This is a genomic window from Pseudonocardia phyllosphaerae (assembly GCF_046546475.1).
Classification (GTDB): Bacteria; Actinomycetota; Actinomycetes; order Mycobacteriales; family Pseudonocardiaceae; genus Pseudonocardia; species Pseudonocardia phyllosphaerae.
In genome coordinates this window covers 179275-198051 of sequence record NZ_JBKGXS010000005.1, presented here as the reverse complement: position 1 = coordinate 198051, position 18777 = coordinate 179275, and the positions used below count along the sequence as shown (strand labels likewise).

17 protein-coding genes are annotated in these 18777 nt (G+C 75.5%); 6 read left to right on the top strand and 11 right to left on the bottom strand.

Annotation, left to right across the window (positions count from 1 at the left end; translation table 11 throughout):
• Positions 1 to 29 precede the first annotated feature (29 nt).
• On the bottom strand, positions 30 to 422 hold the full coding sequence (locus ACLE50_RS13005; RefSeq protein ID WP_410943759.1) for an SRPBCC family protein: 393 nt from the start codon (positions 420 to 422) through the stop codon (positions 30 to 32).
• Positions 423 to 488: 66 nt separating this feature from the next.
• Here ACLE50_RS13005 and ACLE50_RS13000 point away from each other — a divergent pair, with 66 nt between their 5' ends.
• Both ACLE50_RS13000 and ACLE50_RS12995 read left to right on the top strand, forming a co-directional pair.
• On the top strand, positions 489 to 1850 hold the full coding sequence (locus tag ACLE50_RS13000; protein WP_410943758.1) for a PQQ-dependent sugar dehydrogenase: 1362 nt from the start codon (positions 489 to 491) through the stop codon (positions 1848 to 1850).
• A 69-nt stretch (positions 1851 to 1919) separates the two neighbouring features.
• The gene (locus tag ACLE50_RS12995) at positions 1920 to 3596 is read left to right on the top strand and encodes an FAD-binding dehydrogenase (RefSeq protein WP_410943757.1); all 1677 of its coding nucleotides are present in this window, start codon (positions 1920 to 1922) and stop codon (positions 3594 to 3596) included.
• Between the two features lie 15 nt (positions 3597 to 3611).
• On the opposite strand, the gene ACLE50_RS12990 is transcribed toward ACLE50_RS12995, so the two are convergent.
• Complete coding sequence (locus ACLE50_RS12990) at positions 3612 to 4463, bottom strand: CBS domain-containing protein (protein ID WP_410943756.1); 852 nt, start codon at positions 4461 to 4463, stop codon at positions 3612 to 3614.
• Between the two features lie 64 nt (positions 4464 to 4527).
• A complete protein-coding gene (locus ACLE50_RS12985) occupies positions 4528 to 8016 on the bottom strand; it encodes a proline dehydrogenase family protein (RefSeq protein ID WP_410943755.1) in 3489 nt (1162 codons plus the stop codon).
• Positions 8017 to 8243: 227 nt separating this feature from the next.
• Between ACLE50_RS12985 and ACLE50_RS12980 the strand changes: the two genes are divergently transcribed.
• Together ACLE50_RS12980 and ACLE50_RS12975 are read left to right on the top strand one after the other, a co-directional pair.
• Positions 8244 to 8900 carry a hypothetical protein gene (locus tag ACLE50_RS12980; RefSeq protein ID WP_410943754.1) on the top strand — a complete coding sequence of 219 codons (657 nt, stop codon included), beginning with the start codon at positions 8244 to 8246 and terminating at the stop codon, positions 8898 to 8900.
• A 42-nt stretch (positions 8901 to 8942) separates the two neighbouring features.
• A complete protein-coding gene (locus tag ACLE50_RS12975) occupies positions 8943 to 9821 on the top strand; it encodes a PIG-L deacetylase family protein (RefSeq protein ID WP_410943753.1) in 879 nt (292 codons plus the stop codon).
• Between the two features lie 48 nt (positions 9822 to 9869).
• On the opposite strand, the gene ACLE50_RS12970 is transcribed toward ACLE50_RS12975, so the two are convergent.
• Positions 9870 to 10838 carry an ATP-binding protein gene (locus tag ACLE50_RS12970; protein WP_410943752.1) on the bottom strand — a complete coding sequence of 323 codons (969 nt, stop codon included), beginning with the start codon at positions 10836 to 10838 and terminating at the stop codon, positions 9870 to 9872.
• Positions 10835 to 11794: an MEDS domain-containing protein gene (locus ACLE50_RS12965; protein ID WP_410943751.1), complete on the bottom strand. Its 960-nt coding sequence runs from the start codon at positions 11792 to 11794 to the stop codon at positions 10835 to 10837. Before ACLE50_RS12965 ends, ACLE50_RS12970 begins: the two co-directional genes overlap by 4 nt.
• A 170-nt stretch (positions 11795 to 11964) precedes the next feature.
• On the opposite strand from ACLE50_RS12965, the gene ACLE50_RS12960 reads away from it, so the two are divergent.
• Positions 11965 to 12216, top strand: coding sequence for a hypothetical protein (locus ACLE50_RS12960; protein WP_410943750.1), 252 nt, complete (start codon positions 11965 to 11967; stop codon positions 12214 to 12216).
• 124 nt (positions 12217 to 12340) lie between these two features.
• Here the strand turns inward: ACLE50_RS12960 and ACLE50_RS12955 are convergent, their stop codons facing one another.
• The 5 genes from ACLE50_RS12955 to ACLE50_RS12935 are packed head-to-tail and all read right to left on the bottom strand — an operon-like array spanning position 12341 to position 16638.
• Complete coding sequence (locus ACLE50_RS12955; protein WP_410943749.1) at positions 12341 to 13030, bottom strand: phosphonatase-like hydrolase; 690 nt, start codon at positions 13028 to 13030, stop codon at positions 12341 to 12343.
• Positions 13027 to 13857, bottom strand: coding sequence for a phosphonate ABC transporter, permease protein PhnE (phnE, locus tag ACLE50_RS12950; RefSeq protein WP_410943748.1), 831 nt, complete (start codon positions 13855 to 13857; stop codon positions 13027 to 13029). The genes ACLE50_RS12955 and phnE overlap by 4 nt, the downstream gene beginning before the upstream one ends.
• Entirely contained in the window at positions 13854 to 14588 is a 735-nt protein-coding gene (locus ACLE50_RS12945) for a phosphonate ABC transporter ATP-binding protein (protein WP_410943747.1), read from the bottom strand. Before ACLE50_RS12945 ends, phnE begins: the two co-directional genes overlap by 4 nt.
• Positions 14588 to 15490, bottom strand: a complete 903-nt coding sequence (locus ACLE50_RS12940; protein WP_410943746.1) for a phosphate/phosphite/phosphonate ABC transporter substrate-binding protein — start codon at positions 15488 to 15490, stop codon at positions 14588 to 14590. Before ACLE50_RS12940 ends, ACLE50_RS12945 begins: the two co-directional genes overlap by 1 nt.
• 29 nt (positions 15491 to 15519) lie before the next feature.
• Positions 15520 to 16638 (bottom strand): TIGR03364 family FAD-dependent oxidoreductase, encoded by a 1119-nt coding sequence (locus ACLE50_RS12935; protein WP_410943745.1) that lies wholly within the window; start codon positions 16636 to 16638, stop codon positions 15520 to 15522.
• 123 nt (positions 16639 to 16761) lie between these two features.
• Between ACLE50_RS12935 and ACLE50_RS12930 the strand changes: the two genes are divergently transcribed.
• Positions 16762 to 17496 carry a GntR family transcriptional regulator gene (locus tag ACLE50_RS12930; protein ID WP_410943744.1) on the top strand — a complete coding sequence of 245 codons (735 nt, stop codon included), beginning with the start codon at positions 16762 to 16764 and terminating at the stop codon, positions 17494 to 17496.
• 217 nt (positions 17497 to 17713) lie between these two features.
• Here the strand turns inward: ACLE50_RS12930 and ACLE50_RS12925 are convergent, their stop codons facing one another.
• The gene (locus tag ACLE50_RS12925; protein ID WP_410943743.1) at positions 17714 to 18754 is read right to left on the bottom strand and encodes an alcohol dehydrogenase catalytic domain-containing protein; all 1041 of its coding nucleotides are present in this window, start codon (positions 18752 to 18754) and stop codon (positions 17714 to 17716) included.
• Between the last annotated feature and the right edge of the window lie 23 nt (positions 18755 to 18777).

Genomic DNA, 18777 nt, shown 5'->3' with positions numbered 1-18777 from the left:
ACCGGTACCGCTGAGCCGGGCACGGCACCTCAGGACACGGGGCGGCGCACCAGCATCTCCAGCGACACCCGCGCCGGCACCAGGTACGGCAGCACGAGTGCCGCCGGCCCGTGCACGGTCAGCCAGGTCCGGGTGCCGCCGCCGGAGGGCCGCACGCCGTGGTCGAGCGACAGCGCCAGCGGCCCGAGCCGCACGTCCCAGGACCAGGTCGCGGTGGCCTCGTCGACGGCGGTGACGGTGAACGCCACCGTCACCCCCAGCGGCCCGCGCACCCGCCCCAGGCTGCCCCGCCGGATCCGGGCGTCCGAGCAGTCGACGCCGGTGATGTAGGGCGCCCACTCCGGCCACCGGGCCGGCACGGCGTAGCGCTCCCACACCGCGTCGGCGGGCTGCGGTCCGCGGGCGTGCAGCGTGGTGCGCATCCTGCCGATCCTGGCGTGCCCGCGCTTCCCGCGCTCGTCCGGCGGCCCACGGGTACGGTCGGGTTCGTGCGGATCGTCCGGGCCGTCGCGGGTGTGCTCGCCGCCGTCACCGCGGCGGGGGCGCTCACCGCGTGCGGTACCGGGCCGAACCCGGTCACCGGCGCGCTGTCGCAGGCCACGGCCCCGGTCGCGGCCACCACCGACGGCCTCGTGCCGGTCACCGTCGGCGTCCCGGGCGGGCTCGGCGCGGCCCCGCTGGACACACCCCGCCAGGCACTGGTGCCGCAGGGCTGGACGATGCGCGTGTTCGCCCGGATCCCGAACGCGCGCATGGCCGTCTGGGCCCCGGACGGCACCCTGCTCGTCTCCGTGCCCGACGACGGCGCCGTCTACCGGCTCTCCGCCGACGGCACCCGCCGCGACGTGCTGCTGCAGGGCCTGAACCAGCCGCACGGGCTCACCTTCGCCGGGTCCACGCTGTACGTGGCCGAGAGCAGCCGCGTCGTCGCCCACGACTACGCAGGCGGCAGGCTCGGCGCCGCGCGGGTCGTCGTCGACGGGCTGCCGGACGCGCGCAGCCCCGATCTGAAGGGCGCCTACGCGCACGCGCTCAAGTCCGTGGCCGTCGGCCCGGACGGCGCGGTGTACGTCTCCGTCGGCTCCACCGGCAACATCACCGCCGAGGACCTCGACGCGCGCCCGCCGCGGGCGTCGATCCTGCGGGTGCCGCCGGGCGGCGGCCCGGCCGAGCCCTATGCCGTCGGCGTCCGGAACGGGACCGGGCTGGCGGTCGCCCCGGACGGCGCGGTCTGGACCGCGGTCAACGGCCGCGACAACGTCCCCTACCCCTACGACCGGCCCTACGGCGACTCCGCAGGCTCCGCGTACGGAAAGGTGATCGACTCCTACGTCACCGCGCACCCGGCCGAGGCGCTGGCCCGGCTCACCCCGGGCCGCAACCTGGGCTGGCCGTACTGCAACCCCGAGCCCGACGTCCGCCCCGGCGAGCCGGGCAGCCCGCAGCGTTTCTCCGACCTGCCGCTGATCCCCGACGCCGGCACCAACCAGGGCGGGCGCAGGCTCGACTGCGCGGCGCTGCCCCGCATCGAGCAGGCGTTCGGCGCGCACTCCGCGCCGCTGGGGCTGTCGTTCACCCGCGGTGCCCTGCCCGAGCCGTGGGCCGACGGCGCACTGGCCGGGGTGCACGGCTCGTGGAACGCGACGCCGCCGCGGGCGCCGGAGGTGTCGTTCTTCGGCTGGTCCGGGGGCACACTGGGCCCGCAGCGCACCCTGGTCGGCGGTTTCCAGGACGACGCCGGGGACCGCTGGGGCCGCCCCGTCGCCGCCGTGACCGGCCCGGACGGCGCCGTCTACATCACCGACGACGACGCCGGCGCGGTCTACCGGCTCGCCCCACCCGGCCGCTGAGCCCGCCACCCTGCTGTCCGCCACCCTGGCGTCCGCCACTGCCCCCGCCCGCGTGCCAGGATCACCGGTGTGGACGCCGATGTCATCGTGGTCGGGGCCGGTCTCGCCGGGCTCGTCGCCACCGCCGAGCTCGCCGACGCCGGGAAGCGCGTCCTGGTCCTCGACCAGACCTCCGAGCAGAACCTGGGCGGGCAGGCGTTCTGGTCGCTCGGCGGGCTGTTCCTCGTCGGCACCCCGGAGCAGCGCCGCACCGGCATCCACGACTCGGAGGAGCTGGCGCTGTCGGACTGGCTCGGGACCGCCGGGTTCGACCGCGGCGCCGACGACCCGGCCGGCCCGGACTTCTGGGCGCGGCAGTGGGCGACCGCGTACGTGCACTTCGCCTCCGGTGAGAAGCGGGCATGGCTGCACGGCCAGGGCGTGCGGTGGCTGCCGGTCGTCGGGTGGGCCGAGCGCGGCGGGCACCTCGCCGACGGCCCCGGCAACTCGGTGCCGCGGTTCCACCTCACCTGGGGCACCGGGCCCGGTGTGCTGGAGCCGTTCCTGCGCCGTGTCGCCGCGCACGCCGACGCCGGCCGGGTCACCTTCGGGTTCCGGCACCGGGTCGACGCACTGGTCACCTCCGGCGGCACCGTGCAGGGCGTCGAGGGCGCGGTGCTGGCCGCCGACCGCGCCACGCGCGGCGCACCGCCCGCCGACCGGGACGTGATCGGCGAGTTCACGTTCCGGGCACCGGCCGTGCTCGTCACCTCCGGCGGGATCGGCGGCGACCACGACCTCGTCCGCGCGAACTGGCCGGACCGGCTCGGCACCCCGCCCGCGCACATGATCACCGGCGTCCCCGACTACGTCGACGGCCGCATGCTGGCCATCACCGCCGCGGCGGGCGGGCGGATCGTGAACCCGGACCGCATGTGGCACTACACCGAGGGCGTCGCCGACCACTCCCCCGTCTGGCCAGCGCACGGCATCCGGATCATCCCCGGGCCGTCGTCGCTGTGGCTGGACGCGACCGGGCAGCGGCTGCCTGCCCCGAACTTCCCCGGCTTCGACACCCTCGGCACCCTCGCCGCGCTGCGCGCCACCGGCCACGACCACTCCTGGTTCGTGCTGACCCGCGCGATCGCGGAGAAGGAGATCGCGCTGTCCGGGTCCGAGCAGAACCCCGACGTGACCGGCAAGGACCTGCGCGCCACGCTCGGACGGGTGCGGCCCGGGATGCCAGGGCCGGTGCAGGCGTTCCTGGACTCCGGCAGCGACTTCGTCGTCGCCGACGACCTCGACACCCTGGTCGGGCGGATGAACGACCTCACCGGCGGCGCCCCGGAGATCGACGCCGCCGAGGTCCGCCGCCAGGTACTCGCCCGGGACCGGCAGCTGGCGAACCCGTTCGCGAAGGACCTGCAGGTCGTGTCGATCCACAACGCCCGCCGCACGCTCGGCGAGAAGCTGGCCCGCACCGCGCCGCCGCACGCGCTGCTCGACCCCGCCGCCGGGCCGCTGATCGCGATCCGGCTGCACGTGCTCACCCGCAAGACGCTCGGCGGGCTGCAGACCGACCTCTCCGGCCGGGTCCTCGACGACTCAGGCGCCCCGGTACCCGGGCTGTGGGCGGCCGGGGAGGTGGCCGGGTTCGGCGGTGGCGGGGTGCACGGCTACCGGTCGCTGGAGGGAACGTTCCTCGGCGGGTGCCTGTTCTCCGGGCGGCAGGCCGGGCGCGGCATCGCGCTCACCCTGCGGGACTGACGCTCACGGCTGCGCTCACAGCAGGTCGCTGCGGCTGATCATCCCGATCAGCCGGTCCCGGTCGTCGATCACCGGGACGACCCGGAAACCGCGCTTGACCAGCAATCCCTCCGCGTTGAGCAGCGGCTCGTCGGGGCCGAGCACCTCGATGTCGCGGGTCATGACCTCCGCGGCGGTCCGCGGCCGGCTGCGCCGCCCGGCCTGCAGGGCGCCGCTCATCAGGTCGGCCTCGGACACGATGCCGTCGAGCCGCCCGTCGTCGAGGACGACCGGCAGGGCGGTGTAGCGGAACGCCAGCAGCGTGTCCGCGACCTCCTCCACCGGCGTCCACGGCGACACGGTGACCAGGCCGTGGTCGGTCATCACGTCAGCGACGGTCAGCGTCGTCATGTCCCGGCCGTGGATCCGGCCGGCGCCGCGCGGTGCGAGCGCCTCGGGCCGCGTGCCCCCGGTCGTGCCCTTCCCGCGCAGCCAGCGGGTGGCCCGGCCGACCCGGCTGTCGTCCTGGGCGCCGCGCAGCACGTCGCTGCGGGTGACGACGCCGACCAGGATGTCCCGGTCGACGATCGGGACGACCCGCAGCTCGCCGTAGGAGCGCATCTCCTGGGCCAGCATCGTCAGCGTCGAGCCCGGCCGCAGCCACACCACGTCGACGGTCATCGCGTCGGCGACGGTGGCGTCCGGGTCGTCGCGGTGCCGCAGGACGTCGACCAGGCTGATCATTCCGACCAGCGCGTACCGCCGGTCGACGACCGGCAGGGCGGAGTAGCGGAACTCCGCCATCCGGTCCCGGGCCCGGGACAGCGGGGCGTCGGCCCACACGGAGACGACGCGCTCGGTCATGACGTCGCGGGCTCGCAGCACCATGATCCGACCGTATCCCGGGACCCGGCCCCGTGTCCGGTACCGGCGCCGCTTCCCGATACGGGAACTAGCCGCGCTGCTCGATGTGCCCGAAACGGTGCCGGGTCCGGCTGATCGCCTGCTCACGCAGCACGGTCAGCAGCTCCCGGCGGCCGTCGACGAGCACCGGTGCGTCCACGATCGACGCGCCCGCCTGCGCCGCGGCGACCCGCAGCTCATCGGGCACGGTGCCCACGGTGCGGATCCGCTCCCCGTTGACCGGCTCGAGCACGTCGCCGCCGCGGGTGGCGCCGGGCAGCGGGCCGTCCGGGGTGCCGGGACCGTGCAGCCGGACCGGGACACCGGCCGTCGCGGCGGCGAGCAGCACCCGCAGCACGTCGGCGCGGGTCGCGTCCTCACCCGCCCACACGGCGAGCCCGGGCAGCGGCCGGTAGCGGAACACGTTGGACTCCGCGGCCAGCCCGGTCGGGTCGTGCTCGACCGAGAACTCGTCACGCCAGGCGGCCGCGTCCGAGGCCGCGGCACGCTCCAGACGGTCCCGGTCGGCGTCGGACACCGCGCCCGCGGCGGACAGCACCCGCGCCGCGGCGGCCGACGGTGCCGGCGCGTCCGCCGGGGCGGTGACGGTGCCGGGGCCGTCGTGCCAGGAGCCGAACTGGGCGACGTAGTTCGGGCCGCCGGGCTTGGCACCCGGCCCGATGACCGAGCCCTTCCAGCCCCCGAACGACTGCCGCTGCACGATGGCGCCGGTGATGTGCCGGTTGACGTAGCCGTTGCCGACCTCGGCGCGCTCGGTCCACCGGGCGATCTCGTCCTCGTCGAGCGAGTGGATGCCGCCGGTGAGGCCGAAGCCGGTGTCGTTCTGCCAGTCGATGGCCTGGTCCAGGTCGCGGGCGGCCATCAGGCCCAGCACCGGGCCGAAGCACTCGGTGCGGTGGAACCAGCTGCCCGGCTTCACCCACAGCCGCACACCCGGGGTCCAGAGCTTCTCGCCGATGCGGCGCGGCTCGACCAGCCACCGCTCCCCCGGCTCCAGCGTGGTCAGCGCCCGGACCAGCTTGTCCGACGGCTCGTCGACCAGCGGGCCCATCGTCGTCGACAGGTCCGAGCCGGGTCCCACGCGCAGGGTCCGGACGGCGTCGACGAGCTGGCGGCGCAGCCGCCGCCCGGTCCGCGACCCGGTCGCGGCCGGCCCGACGAGGATGCCCAGCGACGCCGCCGAGCACTTCTGCCCGGCATGCCCGAACGCCGAGCGCACCAGGTCCGCGACGGCCAGGTCCGGGTCCGCGGCCGGGGTGATGATCAGCGCGTTCTTGCCGCTGGTCTCGGCGACCAGGTTCAGGTCCGGGCGCCACGAGCGGAACAGAGCCGCGGTCTCCGAGGACCCGGTGAGCACGACCCGGTCGACCTCGGGGTGGGTGACCAGCCGGCGTCCGGCGTCGGCCTCGTCGGTGGGCAGCAGCTGCAGCGCCTCCGCCGGGATGCCGCCGCGGTGCAGGGCAGCGACGCCGACCTCGGCGCACCGCTGCACCTGCGGGGCCGGCTTCATGATCGCCGGGGCGCCCGCGGCCAGCGCCGCGAGACAGCCACCCAGCGGGATCGCGACCGGGAAGTTCCACGGCGGCGTGATCGCGACGACCCGGTCCGGGGTGAACGGGGCACCGTCGAGCTCCTCGGCCCGCTCGGCGTAGTACGCGGCGAAGTCGATCGCCTCGGAGATCTCCGGGTCGGCCTCGGCGACGGTCTTGCCGCCCTCGTCGATCATGACGGTGAGCAGCTCGCCGCGGGCGGCGGCCAGCGCGCGGGCGGCCCGGCGCAGGATCGCGGCCCGCTCCGTCGCGGGCACCGCGGCCCAGCCGGACGCCTGCGCGCGGGCGATCGCGGCGTCGACCTCGGCCGGGTCGGTGACCACCGGGGTCGCGACGCGCGGCGCGGTCGTGGTGACCGCACGGCGGGCCCACTCGCGGTTCGCGGCCAGCGACGGGTCGGTGTCGGGCTCGTTGCGGAACCCGGGCTCGACCGGGCCGCCGGGCAGCGGGCCGTCCTTCTCCGCGGGGGCCTCGACGAGCCGGTCCTGGGTACGGCGCGGGGTGTCCGGCACGGCGTCGCGGTCGCGCACCGAGTCCAGGAACCGCTCCCGGTAGGCGGCGGGCCCGGAGTCCGGGGCGAACAGCGTGTAGAGGTAGTTCTCCGGCGACGCGTTCTCCTCCAGCCGCCGGACCAGGTAGGACACCGCGGTGTCGAAGTCGCCGCGGTGCACGACCGGGGTGTAGAGCACCAGCTTCGAGCCGGGGCCGTCGGCGGGCAGGTCGCCGGAGACGGCGCGGGCGAACGCGGGCGCCATGCCCTGCAGCATCTCGACGTCGATCTGCGCGCGGGCGCCGCGGGCCTCCGCCAGCTCCAGGGCGAGCGCGACGTGGTGCAGGTGGTGGCTGGCGACACCGAGGCGCAGCGGGTGCCGCCCGTCGATCGCGGCGCCGCCTGCGACCCGGTGGCCACCGATGGCGCGGTCGAGCAGGCGGACGTAGTTGGCGTCGACCTCGGCCTTGGTCGAGAACGGCGTCTGCGGCCAGTCGTGCAGCTCGCCGTCGACCTTCTCCATCGCCAGGTTCGCGCCCTTGACCAGGCGCACCTTGATCGGGGCACCGCCGTCGGCGGCGCGGCGGGCGGCGAACTCGCCCAGCTCGTCCAGCGCGGCGACCGAGTCGGGCAGGTAGCCCTGCAGCACGATTCCGGCCGGGAGGTCGCGCAGCTCGGGGCGCGAGAGCAGCGTGGTGAACAGCGAGACCGTGAGGTCGAGGTCCTTGTACTCCTCCATGTCGAGGTTGACGAAGACCCCGCGGGCCCGGGCGGCGCGGTAGAGCGGCTCGAGCCGCTTCACGAGACGGTCGCGGCTGCCGTCGTGGTCCCAGTGCACCAGCTGCGAGGCGACCGAGGACGCCTTCACCGACACGTGGTCCACACCCGGACGGTTCAGCAGCTCCAGGGTGCGGTCCAGGCGCCGGTCGGCCTCGGCCTCGCCGAGCACGGCCTCGCCGAGCAGGTTGAGGTTGAGCCGGTAGCCCTCCCGGGTCGCGGCGTCGAGCCGCTGGGACAGGGCGCGCCCGCCGGCGTCGACGACGAGGTGGCCGACGAGCTGGCGCAGCCGGGCGCGCGCGGCCGGGACGACGACGTGCGGCAGCGCCGTCGCGAGGCGGCCACCGGCCTGCAGGAGCAGCCGGTCCAGGCCACCGACGAACGCGGGCAGGTCGGCACCGGACCCGGCGAGGCGCGACAGCTCACGAGCGGCGACGCGGTCGTCGGCGGGCCGGGCGACGCGGTCGACGAAGCGCAGCGTGAAGTCGACCCCGGCGGGGTCGTGCATCAGCGCGGCGAGCCGCTGGGTGGCGTCGTCGGTGGCCTTGTCGCCGGTGGCCCGGTCCCCGATGGGACGGCCGCCGGAGTCGCCGGTCGCCTGGTCTCCGGTGGTGCCGGTCCAGCGGCGCACGCGCTCCACGGCGCGCTCGGTCAGCACGTCGTCGAGGGCGGGGACGGGGTCGGTGGAATGCACGCTCACGCCGCACAGTCTGGACCACGTGTCAGGACCGTGTCACGCCTACGGACCTTACATTCATGTTGCAGGCTCACACGGGGGCCGCGGGCGCGTTGGGTGGCGACGCCGGAGGCGAACCGGGACCATCGAGACACGAGGGACACGACCACCGGCGCCGGCCGGGCGGGGTGCCGGCGTCCGGGAGACCGCGGACGGGCCCCGACGCTCCCCGACGACCAGGAGGCGACCGCGTGAGCACCCCACCCCGGGACCCGGGCCAGTATCCGGGCGAGCCCCAGCCCGGCGACCAGCCGACGCAGCGCTATCCGCAGGAGCAGTACCCGCAGCAGGCTCCCGACCAGCAGCAGTACGGCGGGGCACAGCAGTACGGCGACCAGCAGTACGGCGGGGCGCAGGAGTACGGCGGCCGGCAGCAGCAGTACGCGCAGCAGCCGGCGGGATACCCGGAGCAGCCCGGATACCCGCCGGGCTACCCGCAACAGGGCTACCCCGACCAGGGCTACGACTACGGGCAGGGCTTTGCGACCCCCCGCAACGGGATGGGCATCGCGGCGCTGATCTTCGGGATCCTGGCGCTCCTGCTCGGGCTCGTCCTCATCGGCGGCGTCCTCGGGCTCATCGCGATCGCGCTCGGCATCATCGGGCTCGCCCGCGCGAAGAAGAACCCGGCGAGCAGCAAGGCGCTGCCGATCACCGGGCTGGTCCTCGGCGTGCTCGGCGTGCTGCTCACCGCGTTGGTGGTGCTCGGCGCCTGGACCGCGTTCACCAGCTTCGGCGGCGACCAGCTCGTCAACTGCCTCGAGCGGGCCGGTGCCGACCAGTCGCAGGTCCAGCAGTGCCGGCAGGAGTTCCAGCAGGGCGTCGAGCGCCAGACCGGCGACTACTGACCCGGGCGCGCCGGTCGTCGCGGGTGGTGGTCGGATGGGGCCGTGACCGACCCCAGCCCCGGCAGTGCCGACAGCACCGACAGCACCGACAGCACCGACAGCACCGGCAGCGCCGGCAGCGCCGGCAGTGCCGGCAGTGCCGGCAGTGCCGGCAGTGCCGACAGCGCCGGCAGTGCCGACCGCACCGCCCGTGACGACCGCGCGCACACCGGCATCGAACGCGCCCTGGTGATCGCCGCGCATCCGGACGACATCGACTTCTCGTGCAGCGGGACCGTCGCCGTCTGGACCGACGCCGGCGTCGACGTGACGTACTGCCTGGTGACCGACGGCGACGCGGGCGGGTTCGACCCGGCCGTCCCGCGCTCGGAGATCGGCGGCATCCGGCAGGCCGAGCAGCGGGCCGCCGCGGCCGCCGTCGGGGTCACCGACGTGCGGTTCCTCGGCTACTCCGACGGCCGGGTCACCGTCACCCTGGAGCTGCGCCGCGACCTCGCCCGGGTGATCCGCGAGGTGCGCCCGGACCGCGTCGTGATCCCGCAGCCGGTCCGCGACCTGCACAGCATGTACGGCAGCCACCCCGACCACACGGCCACCGGAGAGGCCGCGATGTGCGCGGTCTACCCCGACGCGCGCAACCCGTTCGCCTACCCCGAGCTGGCCGACGTCGAGGCACACACCGTGCCCGAGACGTGGATCATCGGCGCCCCGGACGGGACGACGCCGGAGACGGCGCGGCACGTCGACATCACCGACGTCATCGACCGCAAGATCGCCGCGCTGCGCGCGCACGAGAGTCAGACCGCGCACATGACCGAGCTCGACGACATGATCTACAAGTGGAACGGCGCCAGCGGCCGGTCGGCGGGGTTCCCCAGCGGCCGGATGGTGGAGTCCTACCTGGCGCTCGACACCCGCTGAGCTCGGCCGCCGCCGATCCCGGCCGCTGCGGGGCGCCCCGCAGCGCGGTCAGGCGGCGGCGCGGATCCGGACGTGCGTGCCCTCGTCGTCGCCCCAGACGTGCAGGACGTCGCAGAGCTGGCGGGCGATCCAGATGCCGCGGCCGTGGTCGGCGGCCGGGTCCGGCGGCGCGAGGCCGGGCAGCGGGTCGCCGAGCCGGCCGGTGTCGTGCACCTCGCAGACGACGTCGTCGCCGGGGGTCCACACCATCAGCCGGGCCGGGCCGCAGCCGTGGTGCACCGCGTTCGTCGCGACCTCGTTCACCGCGACAGTGACGTCCTCGGTGCGGGCCGGCCCGAAGCCCTGCCCGTGCAGCGCGCCGGTGACGGCCCGGCGGACCTCGCTGAGGTGGACGGCGTCGAACGGCAGGTCGGTGACCGGCGGCCCGAGCGCGGCCGGAACCGGTGCCGGGCAGGCACCGAGCAGCCCGCGGGGGTCGGGGTGCCCCGGCCGGCGCCGCAGGACACCGCCGACGAGCTCCACCGGGTGCGCCCGCTCGGCGAGCTCGGCGGGTGACCCGTGCGCGGCGCGGGGCACGAAGCACACCAGCAGCACCGGCAGCGGGGCCAGTGCGACGTCCACCGCCGCCTCGACCTCGCACCGGTAGACCCCGGCCGCGTCACCGAGGACGCCGTCGGGTTCGGTGAGCACGGTCAGCGGCCCGCCCGCGGAGTCCAGGTGCGCCCGCAGCCGGCGGGCGACGAGCGCGGCATCGGTCTGCCCGGACGGCCCGTCCGGCCCCGGGTCGCGCGGCAGCCGGATCAGCCCGGCGACGGCGTCGGCCCCCAGCTCGGCGGCGATCCGCCTGCGCAGCGCCACCTCGGTCACCGGGCGCAGCCCGACCGCGACCCCGCCCCCGGAACGCAACGCGGACAACGCCTGCGCGGTCAGCTCGTCGAGCAGGCCCGCCTCGTCGTCGTAGCGGCAGACGGCATGGCAGAGACCGGTGACACCCGGTGCGCCGGCGGTGGTGCTCACGCCGCGCCCGCCCCGAGCTCGCGGGCCTGCGCCCCGGTCAGCGGGCTGCGCTCCCGGACCCGCACGTCGAGCTGCGGCGCGAACGCCGAACCGCACCGGTCGAGCAGCCGCGCGACGCCGGGCCGCACGTGGTCGAGCCGCAGCCGCAGGGTCACCGGCAGCTCCGCGGCGGCGTGCACGACGCTCACCGCGGCGGCGACGTCGCAGAACCGCAGCGCGGACAGGTCCGCGACCAGCACACCGGCCTCGGCCTCCTCGTCGGGGACCTCGTCGCCGCGCAGCAGCCGGTCGATCAGCCTCCCGAGCACCCGGCGGACCTGCGGGCGGTTGGCGTGGTCGACCTCCCCGGCCAGCCGGACCCGCGCCGGGCCGTCGGTGGTGATGCGGAGCAGGCTGTCGTCGTAGAGCGGGACGGGCTCGATCTGCACGGTGTGCGCCGCACACATGTCGGCGACGACGCGCTCGGGGAACCGGAGCCGGTCGTAGACGCAGAGCACGCGGGCGGGGCGGCCCTCGATCGTCGTCGCGACGACGTGGTCGTGCTCGAGCAGGTACTCGGCGGAGTTGGTGAGCGCGTGGCAGGTCTCGCCGGTGAAGCGCAGCCCGGACCAGCCGTCGGCCAGCGCGCCGTCGACGGTGGCGGTGACCAGGCCGGGGACCTCGTCCAGCGGCATGGTCACGGCGTGCCGGGTCGACTCCGGCGGGGCCAGCTGCAGCTGCCCGGAGCGCAGCGGCCCGTGCAGGTCGACGCCGTCGTCGTGCATGCGCCCCAGGACGTCGTCGGCCGAGCCGTCGTCGAAGAACGTGACCCGCTCCCCCGCGACCAGGCCGCCGGCCAGGAACTCCGCGGTGGTCTCGAATCGCTGCTCGTCGCTGACCGGCACGGTCAGCACGTGCTGGGCGGGCGGGTCGAACGCCGAGCGGAGCGCCGGTCCGGTGGGGGTCGCCGCGGTCATCCCGACCCCCTCCTGCGCCCTCGTGGCGCCGTTCCTCGTGCCGGTCGAACCTGCCCGGCCACGATATGTGATCGGCAGCACCACCGCGACCGTCCCGCGCCACCGATCGGCCACTTGCACGAGGCGCACCGAGGCGTAGAGTTAGCCGGACCGAACTCGTCTGTTCGGTCGTGCTCGATCAGGAGGTGGTCGCGGTGTTCCGAGCCGCACCCGAACCGCGCCCGGCGCAGACCCGGACCGTGGCGCTCGCCGCCGTCCTGATGATCCTGCTGGCCGCTGCGACGATCGTGTCGGTCTCCGTCGCGCCGCCCGCGGTCACACTGCTGCTGGCCGCCGCCGCGCTGCTCGTCCGGCCGCTGGTGGTGCTGCACCACCGCAGCGCCGCGCGCCGCGCCGGAACACTCGCGCACGCCCGTCGCTGACCCGCGCCCACCGACCCGCGCGCTCACGCAGAAGCGCCCGGCCCCGTTCGGGGCCGGGCGCTTCCGCGTTCTCGGGGGGCTTCCGTGTTCTCGGGGGTTCTCGGGGGCTTGAGTGTTCTCCGGGTCAGACCGCCGGGGCGACCTGCAGCAGCGCCGGCAGGTCCGCGACCCCTCCGAGGACGTGCGTCGGGGACGCCGCGCCGAGCTCGTCGCGGGTCTGGGCGCCGGACAGCACCCCGACGACGAGCGCGGCGCCCGCGTTCCGCCCGGCCTCGACGTCGAGCACGGTGTCGCCCGCGGTGAGCACCGCGGCCGGGTCGGTGACCCCGGTCAGCTCCATCGCGCGATGGATCATCGCCGGGTCCGGCCGGCCGGCGCCGACCTCCTCGGCGCACACCACGCCGTCGAGCTCGCCGGTGAACTCCCGCGGCAGCGCCGCGAGCAGCGGCCCGGTGACCTGGCGGTCGAACCCGGTCGTCAGCACGACCGAGGCCCCGGCGCCGCGCAGGGCCGCGAGCGCGGCGGGCACCCCGGGCAGCGGCTCCGGCGGGGCCGCCGCGTAGGCCTCGTGCAGCCGAGCGACGAAGTCGTCGTGCAGCCGCTCGATCTGCTCGGCGTCGTCGGTGCCGGTCAGCGCGGCCAGCGCGGCCCGCTTGTCGGCCCCCATCCAGCGGCGCAGCTCGGCATCGGCCGGCGGGTGCCCGGCGTCGGTGGCAACGGCGGCGAGTACGCGGTACACCGCACCGCCCTCGTCGACGGTGGTCCCGGCGATGTCCAGGACGGCCAGGCGGATGGTGGGCACGGAATCGGTCACGAGGCACTCCCGAGGCGGCGGCGGACCAGGGCGGACAGCCGGTCGACGACGACGATCAGCACCAGCACGACGAGGATGTGGGTGAGCATCTCGTCGAACCGGAACAGCTGGATGGACTGGTTGATGAGGAACCCGATACCGCCGGCGCCGACGAGGCCGAGCACCAGCGAGGCACGGACGTTGACGTCGAGCCGGTAGAGCAGCAGCCCGACCATCTGCGGGACGACCGACGGCAGCAGGGCGTGCGTGGCGATCTGCAGCTTCCCGGCACCGGCCGAGCGCAGCACGGTCGGCGGGCCCGGGTCGGCGTCCTCCAGGGTCTCGGCCCAGAGCTTGCCCATGACGCCGACGTTGTGCAGGACCAGCGCGAGCACGCCGGGGAACGGGCCGAGCCCGACCGCGGTCACGAAGATCAGCGCGAACACGACGTCCGGGACGGCGCGCAGGAACGACAGCACGTTGCGCGCGACCTGGTAGGTGACCGGGCCGGGCGCGGTGCCGCGGGCGGCGAGCAGGGCCAGTGCCAGCGCGAACGGGATCGACAGCGTCGTGCCCATCAGGCCCATCGAGAACGTGACCAGGGCGCCGTTCAGGCTGGGGCCCAGCACGTCCCAGGACACGTCCGGCGGGACGGCGTCGGCGATGAACCGGCCCATGCCGCCGACGCCGTCGAGCAGCGTCGAGAACGACATCTCGGTGACCAGCCAGGCGACGACGTGCACGGCGACCAGCACGACGGCGGCGACGGCGATCACGGCGGTGGTGCGCGGCCGGCGGGGCCGCGGCGGGACGGGGAGGCTGCGGACCTCCGGGGCGGCGACGGTCACGGCGTGACCTCCAGGACGGAGTCGGGGTAGAGCAGGTCGACGGGCTGGGCGGGGTCGCCGTCGAGCACGACCTCCCCGGATCGGAGCCCGACGACGCGGTCGGCGTGCCGGGCCGCGAGGTCGGGCTGGTGCAGGACGGCGAGCACCGCGAGGTGCTCGGTGTGGGCGAGCTCGGCGAGCAGGCCGAGTACCTGCTCGGCGGCGGCCGGGTCGAGCGCGGACACCGGCTCGTCGGCGAGCAGGACGCGGGCCCGCTGGCACAGCGCCCGGGCGATCGCGACCCGCTGCTGCTGGCCGCCGGACAGCGACCCGGCGACGTCGTGGGCGCGGTCGGCGAGGCCGACCCGGTCCAGGCAGCCCATGGCCTCCTCACGGACGGCCTTCGGGAACTGCACCGGCAGCAGCGACCGCAGCAGCGGCAGCCGGCCGAGTGCACCGGCACAGACGTTGTCCAGCACGGTCAGCCGCGGCACCAGGTGGATCTTCTGGAAGACCAGGGCTACGTCCAGGCGCCCGCGCGGGCGACCGTCGACGCGGATCTCGCCGGACACCTCGCCCTCGTCGCCGATCAGCCCGGCGGCGGCACGCAGCAGGGTGGACTTGCCGCAGCCGTTCGCGCCGAGCACCGCGAGCAGCTCGCCCGCGGCCACGTGCACGTCGACGCCGTGCAGGATCTCGGTGTCGCCGTAGCGCACGCGGGCGCCGGCGATCTCCAGCATCGGGGCCGCCATCAGCCGGCGTCCTTCTCGGTCAGGCCGAGCTTCTGGGCGAGCTCGAACAGCGGCTGGTAGTTCTGCTGCGAGGCCGGGACCAGCGCGCCGGGCGGCTCGACGTCGAGCAGGTCGGCCATCTGGCCCACCGACTGCTTGTCCAGGTGCAGCAGCGCGTCGACGACGGCCTGGCGCAGCTGCGGGTCCATCGAGGACCGGACGGTCACCGGGTCGTTGGGGATCGGCGCGGACTTCCAGATCTGCCGGAACTTCGAGGGGTCGAACGTGCCCGCCTTCGTCGCCGTCGCCAGCTGCTGGCTGTTGATCTCCGCGGCGTCGGTCTTGCCGTTGGCCAGCGACAGCAACGCCTGCGGGTGCCCGCCGGCGTAGTCGACCCGGACGTCGGGCTTGCCCAGCCCGGCGTCGACGAGTGCCTGGCGGGGCAGCGCGTCGCCGGAGGTGGAGCCGACCGCGCCGAGGGCCAGGGTGCGGCCGCGCAGCTGGGCCACCGAGGTGATGTCGGAGGACTTCGGGACCCAGATCCCGCCGGTGTAGGTCGACAGCTTCCCGTCGGCGGTGCCGAAGGACGCGACGGCCTCGGCACCGGCCTTCTGCGAGGCGAACACGTAGCCCAGCGGGCCGTAGATGCCGATGTCGAGCTTGTCGTTGCGCATGGCGAGGACCTCGGCGGCGTAGTCCTCGGTGACCTGCACGTCGACCGGGCAGTTCAGCTTCTTGCCGACGGCGTCACCGAGCAGGCGCGCGGCCGGGACGAGCTTGCCGGGGTCCTCGAACGGCTCGACTCCGAGGGTGAGCTTGCCGTCCGGGCAGGTGGGCGAGGAGGCGGCGCCACCTCCGCCGCCGCAGGCGGTCAGGGTGAGGCTCGCGGCCAGCAGCAGGCCGGCGAGCACGCGGGTGCGCATCAGGGTTCTCCTGGGAGGAAGAGGGTGGCTCAGAGCAGGCGGTCGAGCACGGCGGGTGCCAGGCCGAACGCGGTGGTCATGCCGATCCCGGAGGTGACGGACACGGCCGTCGTGGCAGGGGCGGCGGGGCGGATCAGGAACTCGCCGGGGGCGTCGGCGTAGACGCCCTGCCAGCGGCGCACCACGGTGAAGCCGGTGCCGAGCAGGGCCCGGGTCTCGGCCAGGAGCAGGTCGTCGAGGGACTCCGACGACCAGGGCTCCGGGGTGCGGTCGTAGGCGTGGGTGTCCCCGACGACGAGGTCGCCGTCGGGGAGCTGGGTGAACATGTGGTTGACCACGGCGCCCGGCAGCTCCGGACGTTCGCGGGTCAGCTTGTCGCGCAGCGCCGCGGCGGCCGTGGTGCCGGCCATCGCGGAGTAGCGCAGCATCGAGGTGCCGGTGAGCACCGCAGGGCCGACGCTCAGCGGCCGGTCCGGCCGGACCTGCAGCATCTGCAGGACGCACCGGCGCAGCCCGGCCTCGTCGGCGAGGTCCGGGAAGAGCCGGTCGACGTCGTGGCCGACGCAGACCAGGACCTGTCCCGCGGCCACGTCGCCGCGCCCGGTGCGGACGACGGCGCCGTCGGCCGCGCCGTCGATCCCCACCACCGGGCAGCCGAAGCGGACCTCGGCACCGGGCTGCTCGTCGAGCCACGCGGCGATCGCGGCGACCGCGCGACGCTGCTCGACCCGCAGGTCCAGCGGCAGGAACGCACCGCCGTGCAGGCCGTCGGCGGCGACCGGGACCCGGGCGGTGACCTGCGCCGGATCCAGCAGCTGCACCTCGTCGCCGCGCTGCGCGCCGAACTCCTCGAGCACGGCACGCTCCTCGGCGGACCGGGCGACGACGACGGTGCCGGTCTGGTCGGCGGCGAAGCCCGCCTCCTTGCCCAGGCGCAGCCAGGTGTCGCGGCCACGACGGCCGTAGGCGAGCGCGTCGCCGGTCTGGGCGGTCACGCAGCCGTGGCCGAAGTTGCGCACCGACGCGCCGACGGCACGCTCGTCGCGCTCCAGCACGGTCACCGACAGCCCGCGGGCCACGGCCTCCACCGCATGGGCGAGGCCGACGACGCCGGCGCCGACGATCACGAGGTCACTTCTCGGGGTCACGACGATGACGGTGGCAGCCGCCCGCAACCCCTCGCAACACTTGTAGATACAAGTCGATACCTGTTCACCTGCAGGACTTGTGTCGTCCCCTCAGAATGACCACCGGCTTGTACAGTCAGGTTCGTGGGTACACCGTTGCACCGAACCCTGGCCGCCGAGCTCCGCGCGCGCATCCGCGGCGGCGAGATCGGCGTCGGCGAGATGCTGCCGTCGGAGGCCGCGCTGTGCGAGGAGTTCGAGACCTCCCGCGGGCCCGTACGCCAGGCGCTGGCCGCGCTGCGCGACGAGGGTCTCATCGGTGGCGGGCAGGGCCGCCGGGCGGTGGTGCTCGACGCCGTGCCCGCGCAGCCGTTCGAGTCGTTCCAGTCGTTCACCCGGCGCGCCGAGCTGACCGGGCACACCCCCGGCCAGCGGCTGCACGAGATCGCTCTGCGCCGGCCGGACTCCGCGGTGGCGGCGAACCTCGACCTGGAGCCTGCGGACTTCGCGGTGCAGCTCGTCCGGCTGCGGCTGCTCGACGACCGCCCCGCGATGCTGGAGCGGATGACGTTCGTGGAGCAGGTCGGGCGCTCGCTGCTGGAGGCCGACCTGAACGCGGGCTCCATCTACGCGCTGCTCACCAGCCAGGGCGTCGACCTGCACGCGGCCCGGCACACCTTCGACGCCGTCGCCGCCGACGAGCTCGACGCGGAGCTGCTGCGGGTGCAGGTCGGCCACCCGCTGCTGCGGGAGCGGCGGCTGACCTGGAACTCGGCCGGGGAGCCGCTGGAGTTCTCCGAGGACCGCTACCGCCCCGACCTGGCGACGGTCACGATCACCAACTCCCGCTCCGGCCAGGCGGGGTTCACCCGGGAGTAGGGCGCCCCGGGGGGCACCGCGCCGCACCGCAAAGCACCGCACCGCACCGTCATGATCGCGGGCCCCACCGGACGGCACCACCATGATCGGCACCGCCATGATCGCTACGTTCGTGACGCACCGGCCGCCCGGCGACCGCCCTGTCACGAACGTGCCGATCATGCGGCATCCGGGCTCCGCCGATCATGCGGTGCCGCCGGCCGCCGGTGCCGCCGGTTCAGGGGCGCACCGCCTGGCGGGGGGCCGCACCCGGGCGGCCTGCGGCGGCGAAGGCGGCGTCGATGTCGTCGAGGGCGTAGGGACCACCGACCAGCGACGCGAACGGGTACCGGTCGTGGTTGCCCACCAGGAACTCCACCGCCGCGGCGAGGTGGCGGGGCGCGTAGTTGTGCACGCCGGTGACGGTGTGCAGACCGCGGACCACGCGCTCCGGGTCGAGCTCGACCGCGGGCCCCGGGGACACCGATCCGGCGAGCACGAGCGTGCCGCCGACGTCGAGCCTGTCGAGACAGGTCCGCACGGCGGCGGCCGCACCGGACAACTCCAGGGCGACGTCGACCACACCGCCCGGAGCGCCGTCGCAGGTGGCGGCCGCCCCGAACGCGACGGCCTGCGCGCGCCGCTCGGGGTGCGGGTCGGACACGACCACCTCGGCGCCGGCCCGGGCGGCCATCGCGGTGGCGGTCAGCCCGAGCATCCCGGCCCCGGTGACCAGCACGCGGTCCCCCGGCCCGACCGGCCCGGCGGCGTCGAGGACGGCGGCCACCGTCGCCGTGGCACACGAGGCGGGCGCGGCGACGACGTCGGGCACCGCGTCGGGCACGACCTCGACGGCCGTGCCCGGTGCGAGCAGGCAGTGCGTGGCGAACCCGCCGGTCAGCGGGTGTGCGGGGTCGAGCGGCTGGTGGCCGTACTTGAGCAGGTCGGTGCACTTCTGCGGGATCCCGCGGGCGCAGCGGCGGCAGTGCCCGCAGCTCGCGGCGACCGACCAGACGACCCGGTCACCGGGGTCCACCGTGGTGCCCTCCCCCGCCGCGACGACGTGCCCGACCTGCTCGTGCCCGAGCACCCCCGGGACCGGCGACGACCGCCGCCCGCGGGTGGTGTGCAGGTCCGAGCCGCACACCGTGGCCAGGTCGATCGCCACCAGGACCTCGCCGGGCCCGGGCTCGCGCGGCACGTCGGCGTCGACGACGCGGAACGGCGCGCCGGGGCCGTCCCAGCGGGCGTAGCGGGCGGGGAGCGTGGCAGCAACCATGACCCCAGCGTCGCACCACGGCC

Bases quoted from the DNA above. Each gene is read 5' to 3' on its own strand.
- ACLE50_RS13005 (WP_410943759.1), bottom strand. From the start codon at position 422: ATGCGCACCACGCTGCACGCCCGCGGACCGCAGCCCGCCGACGCGGTG.
- ACLE50_RS12990 (WP_410943756.1), bottom strand. From the start codon at position 4,463: ATGGTGCTGCGAGCCCGCGACGTCATGACCGAGCGCGTCGTCTCCGTG.
- ACLE50_RS12965 (WP_410943751.1), bottom strand. From the start codon at position 11,794: ATGACCGCGGCGACCCCCACCGGACCGGCGCTCCGCTCGGCGTTCGAC.
- ACLE50_RS12945 (WP_410943747.1), bottom strand. From the start codon at position 14,588: ATGGCGGCCCCGATGCTGGAGATCGCCGGCGCCCGCGTGCGCTACGGC.
- ACLE50_RS12940 (WP_410943746.1), bottom strand. From the start codon at position 15,490: ATGCGCACCCGCGTGCTCGCCGGCCTGCTGCTGGCCGCGAGCCTCACC.
- ACLE50_RS12925 (WP_410943743.1), bottom strand. From the start codon at position 18,754: ATGGTTGCTGCCACGCTCCCCGCCCGCTACGCCCGCTGGGACGGCCCC.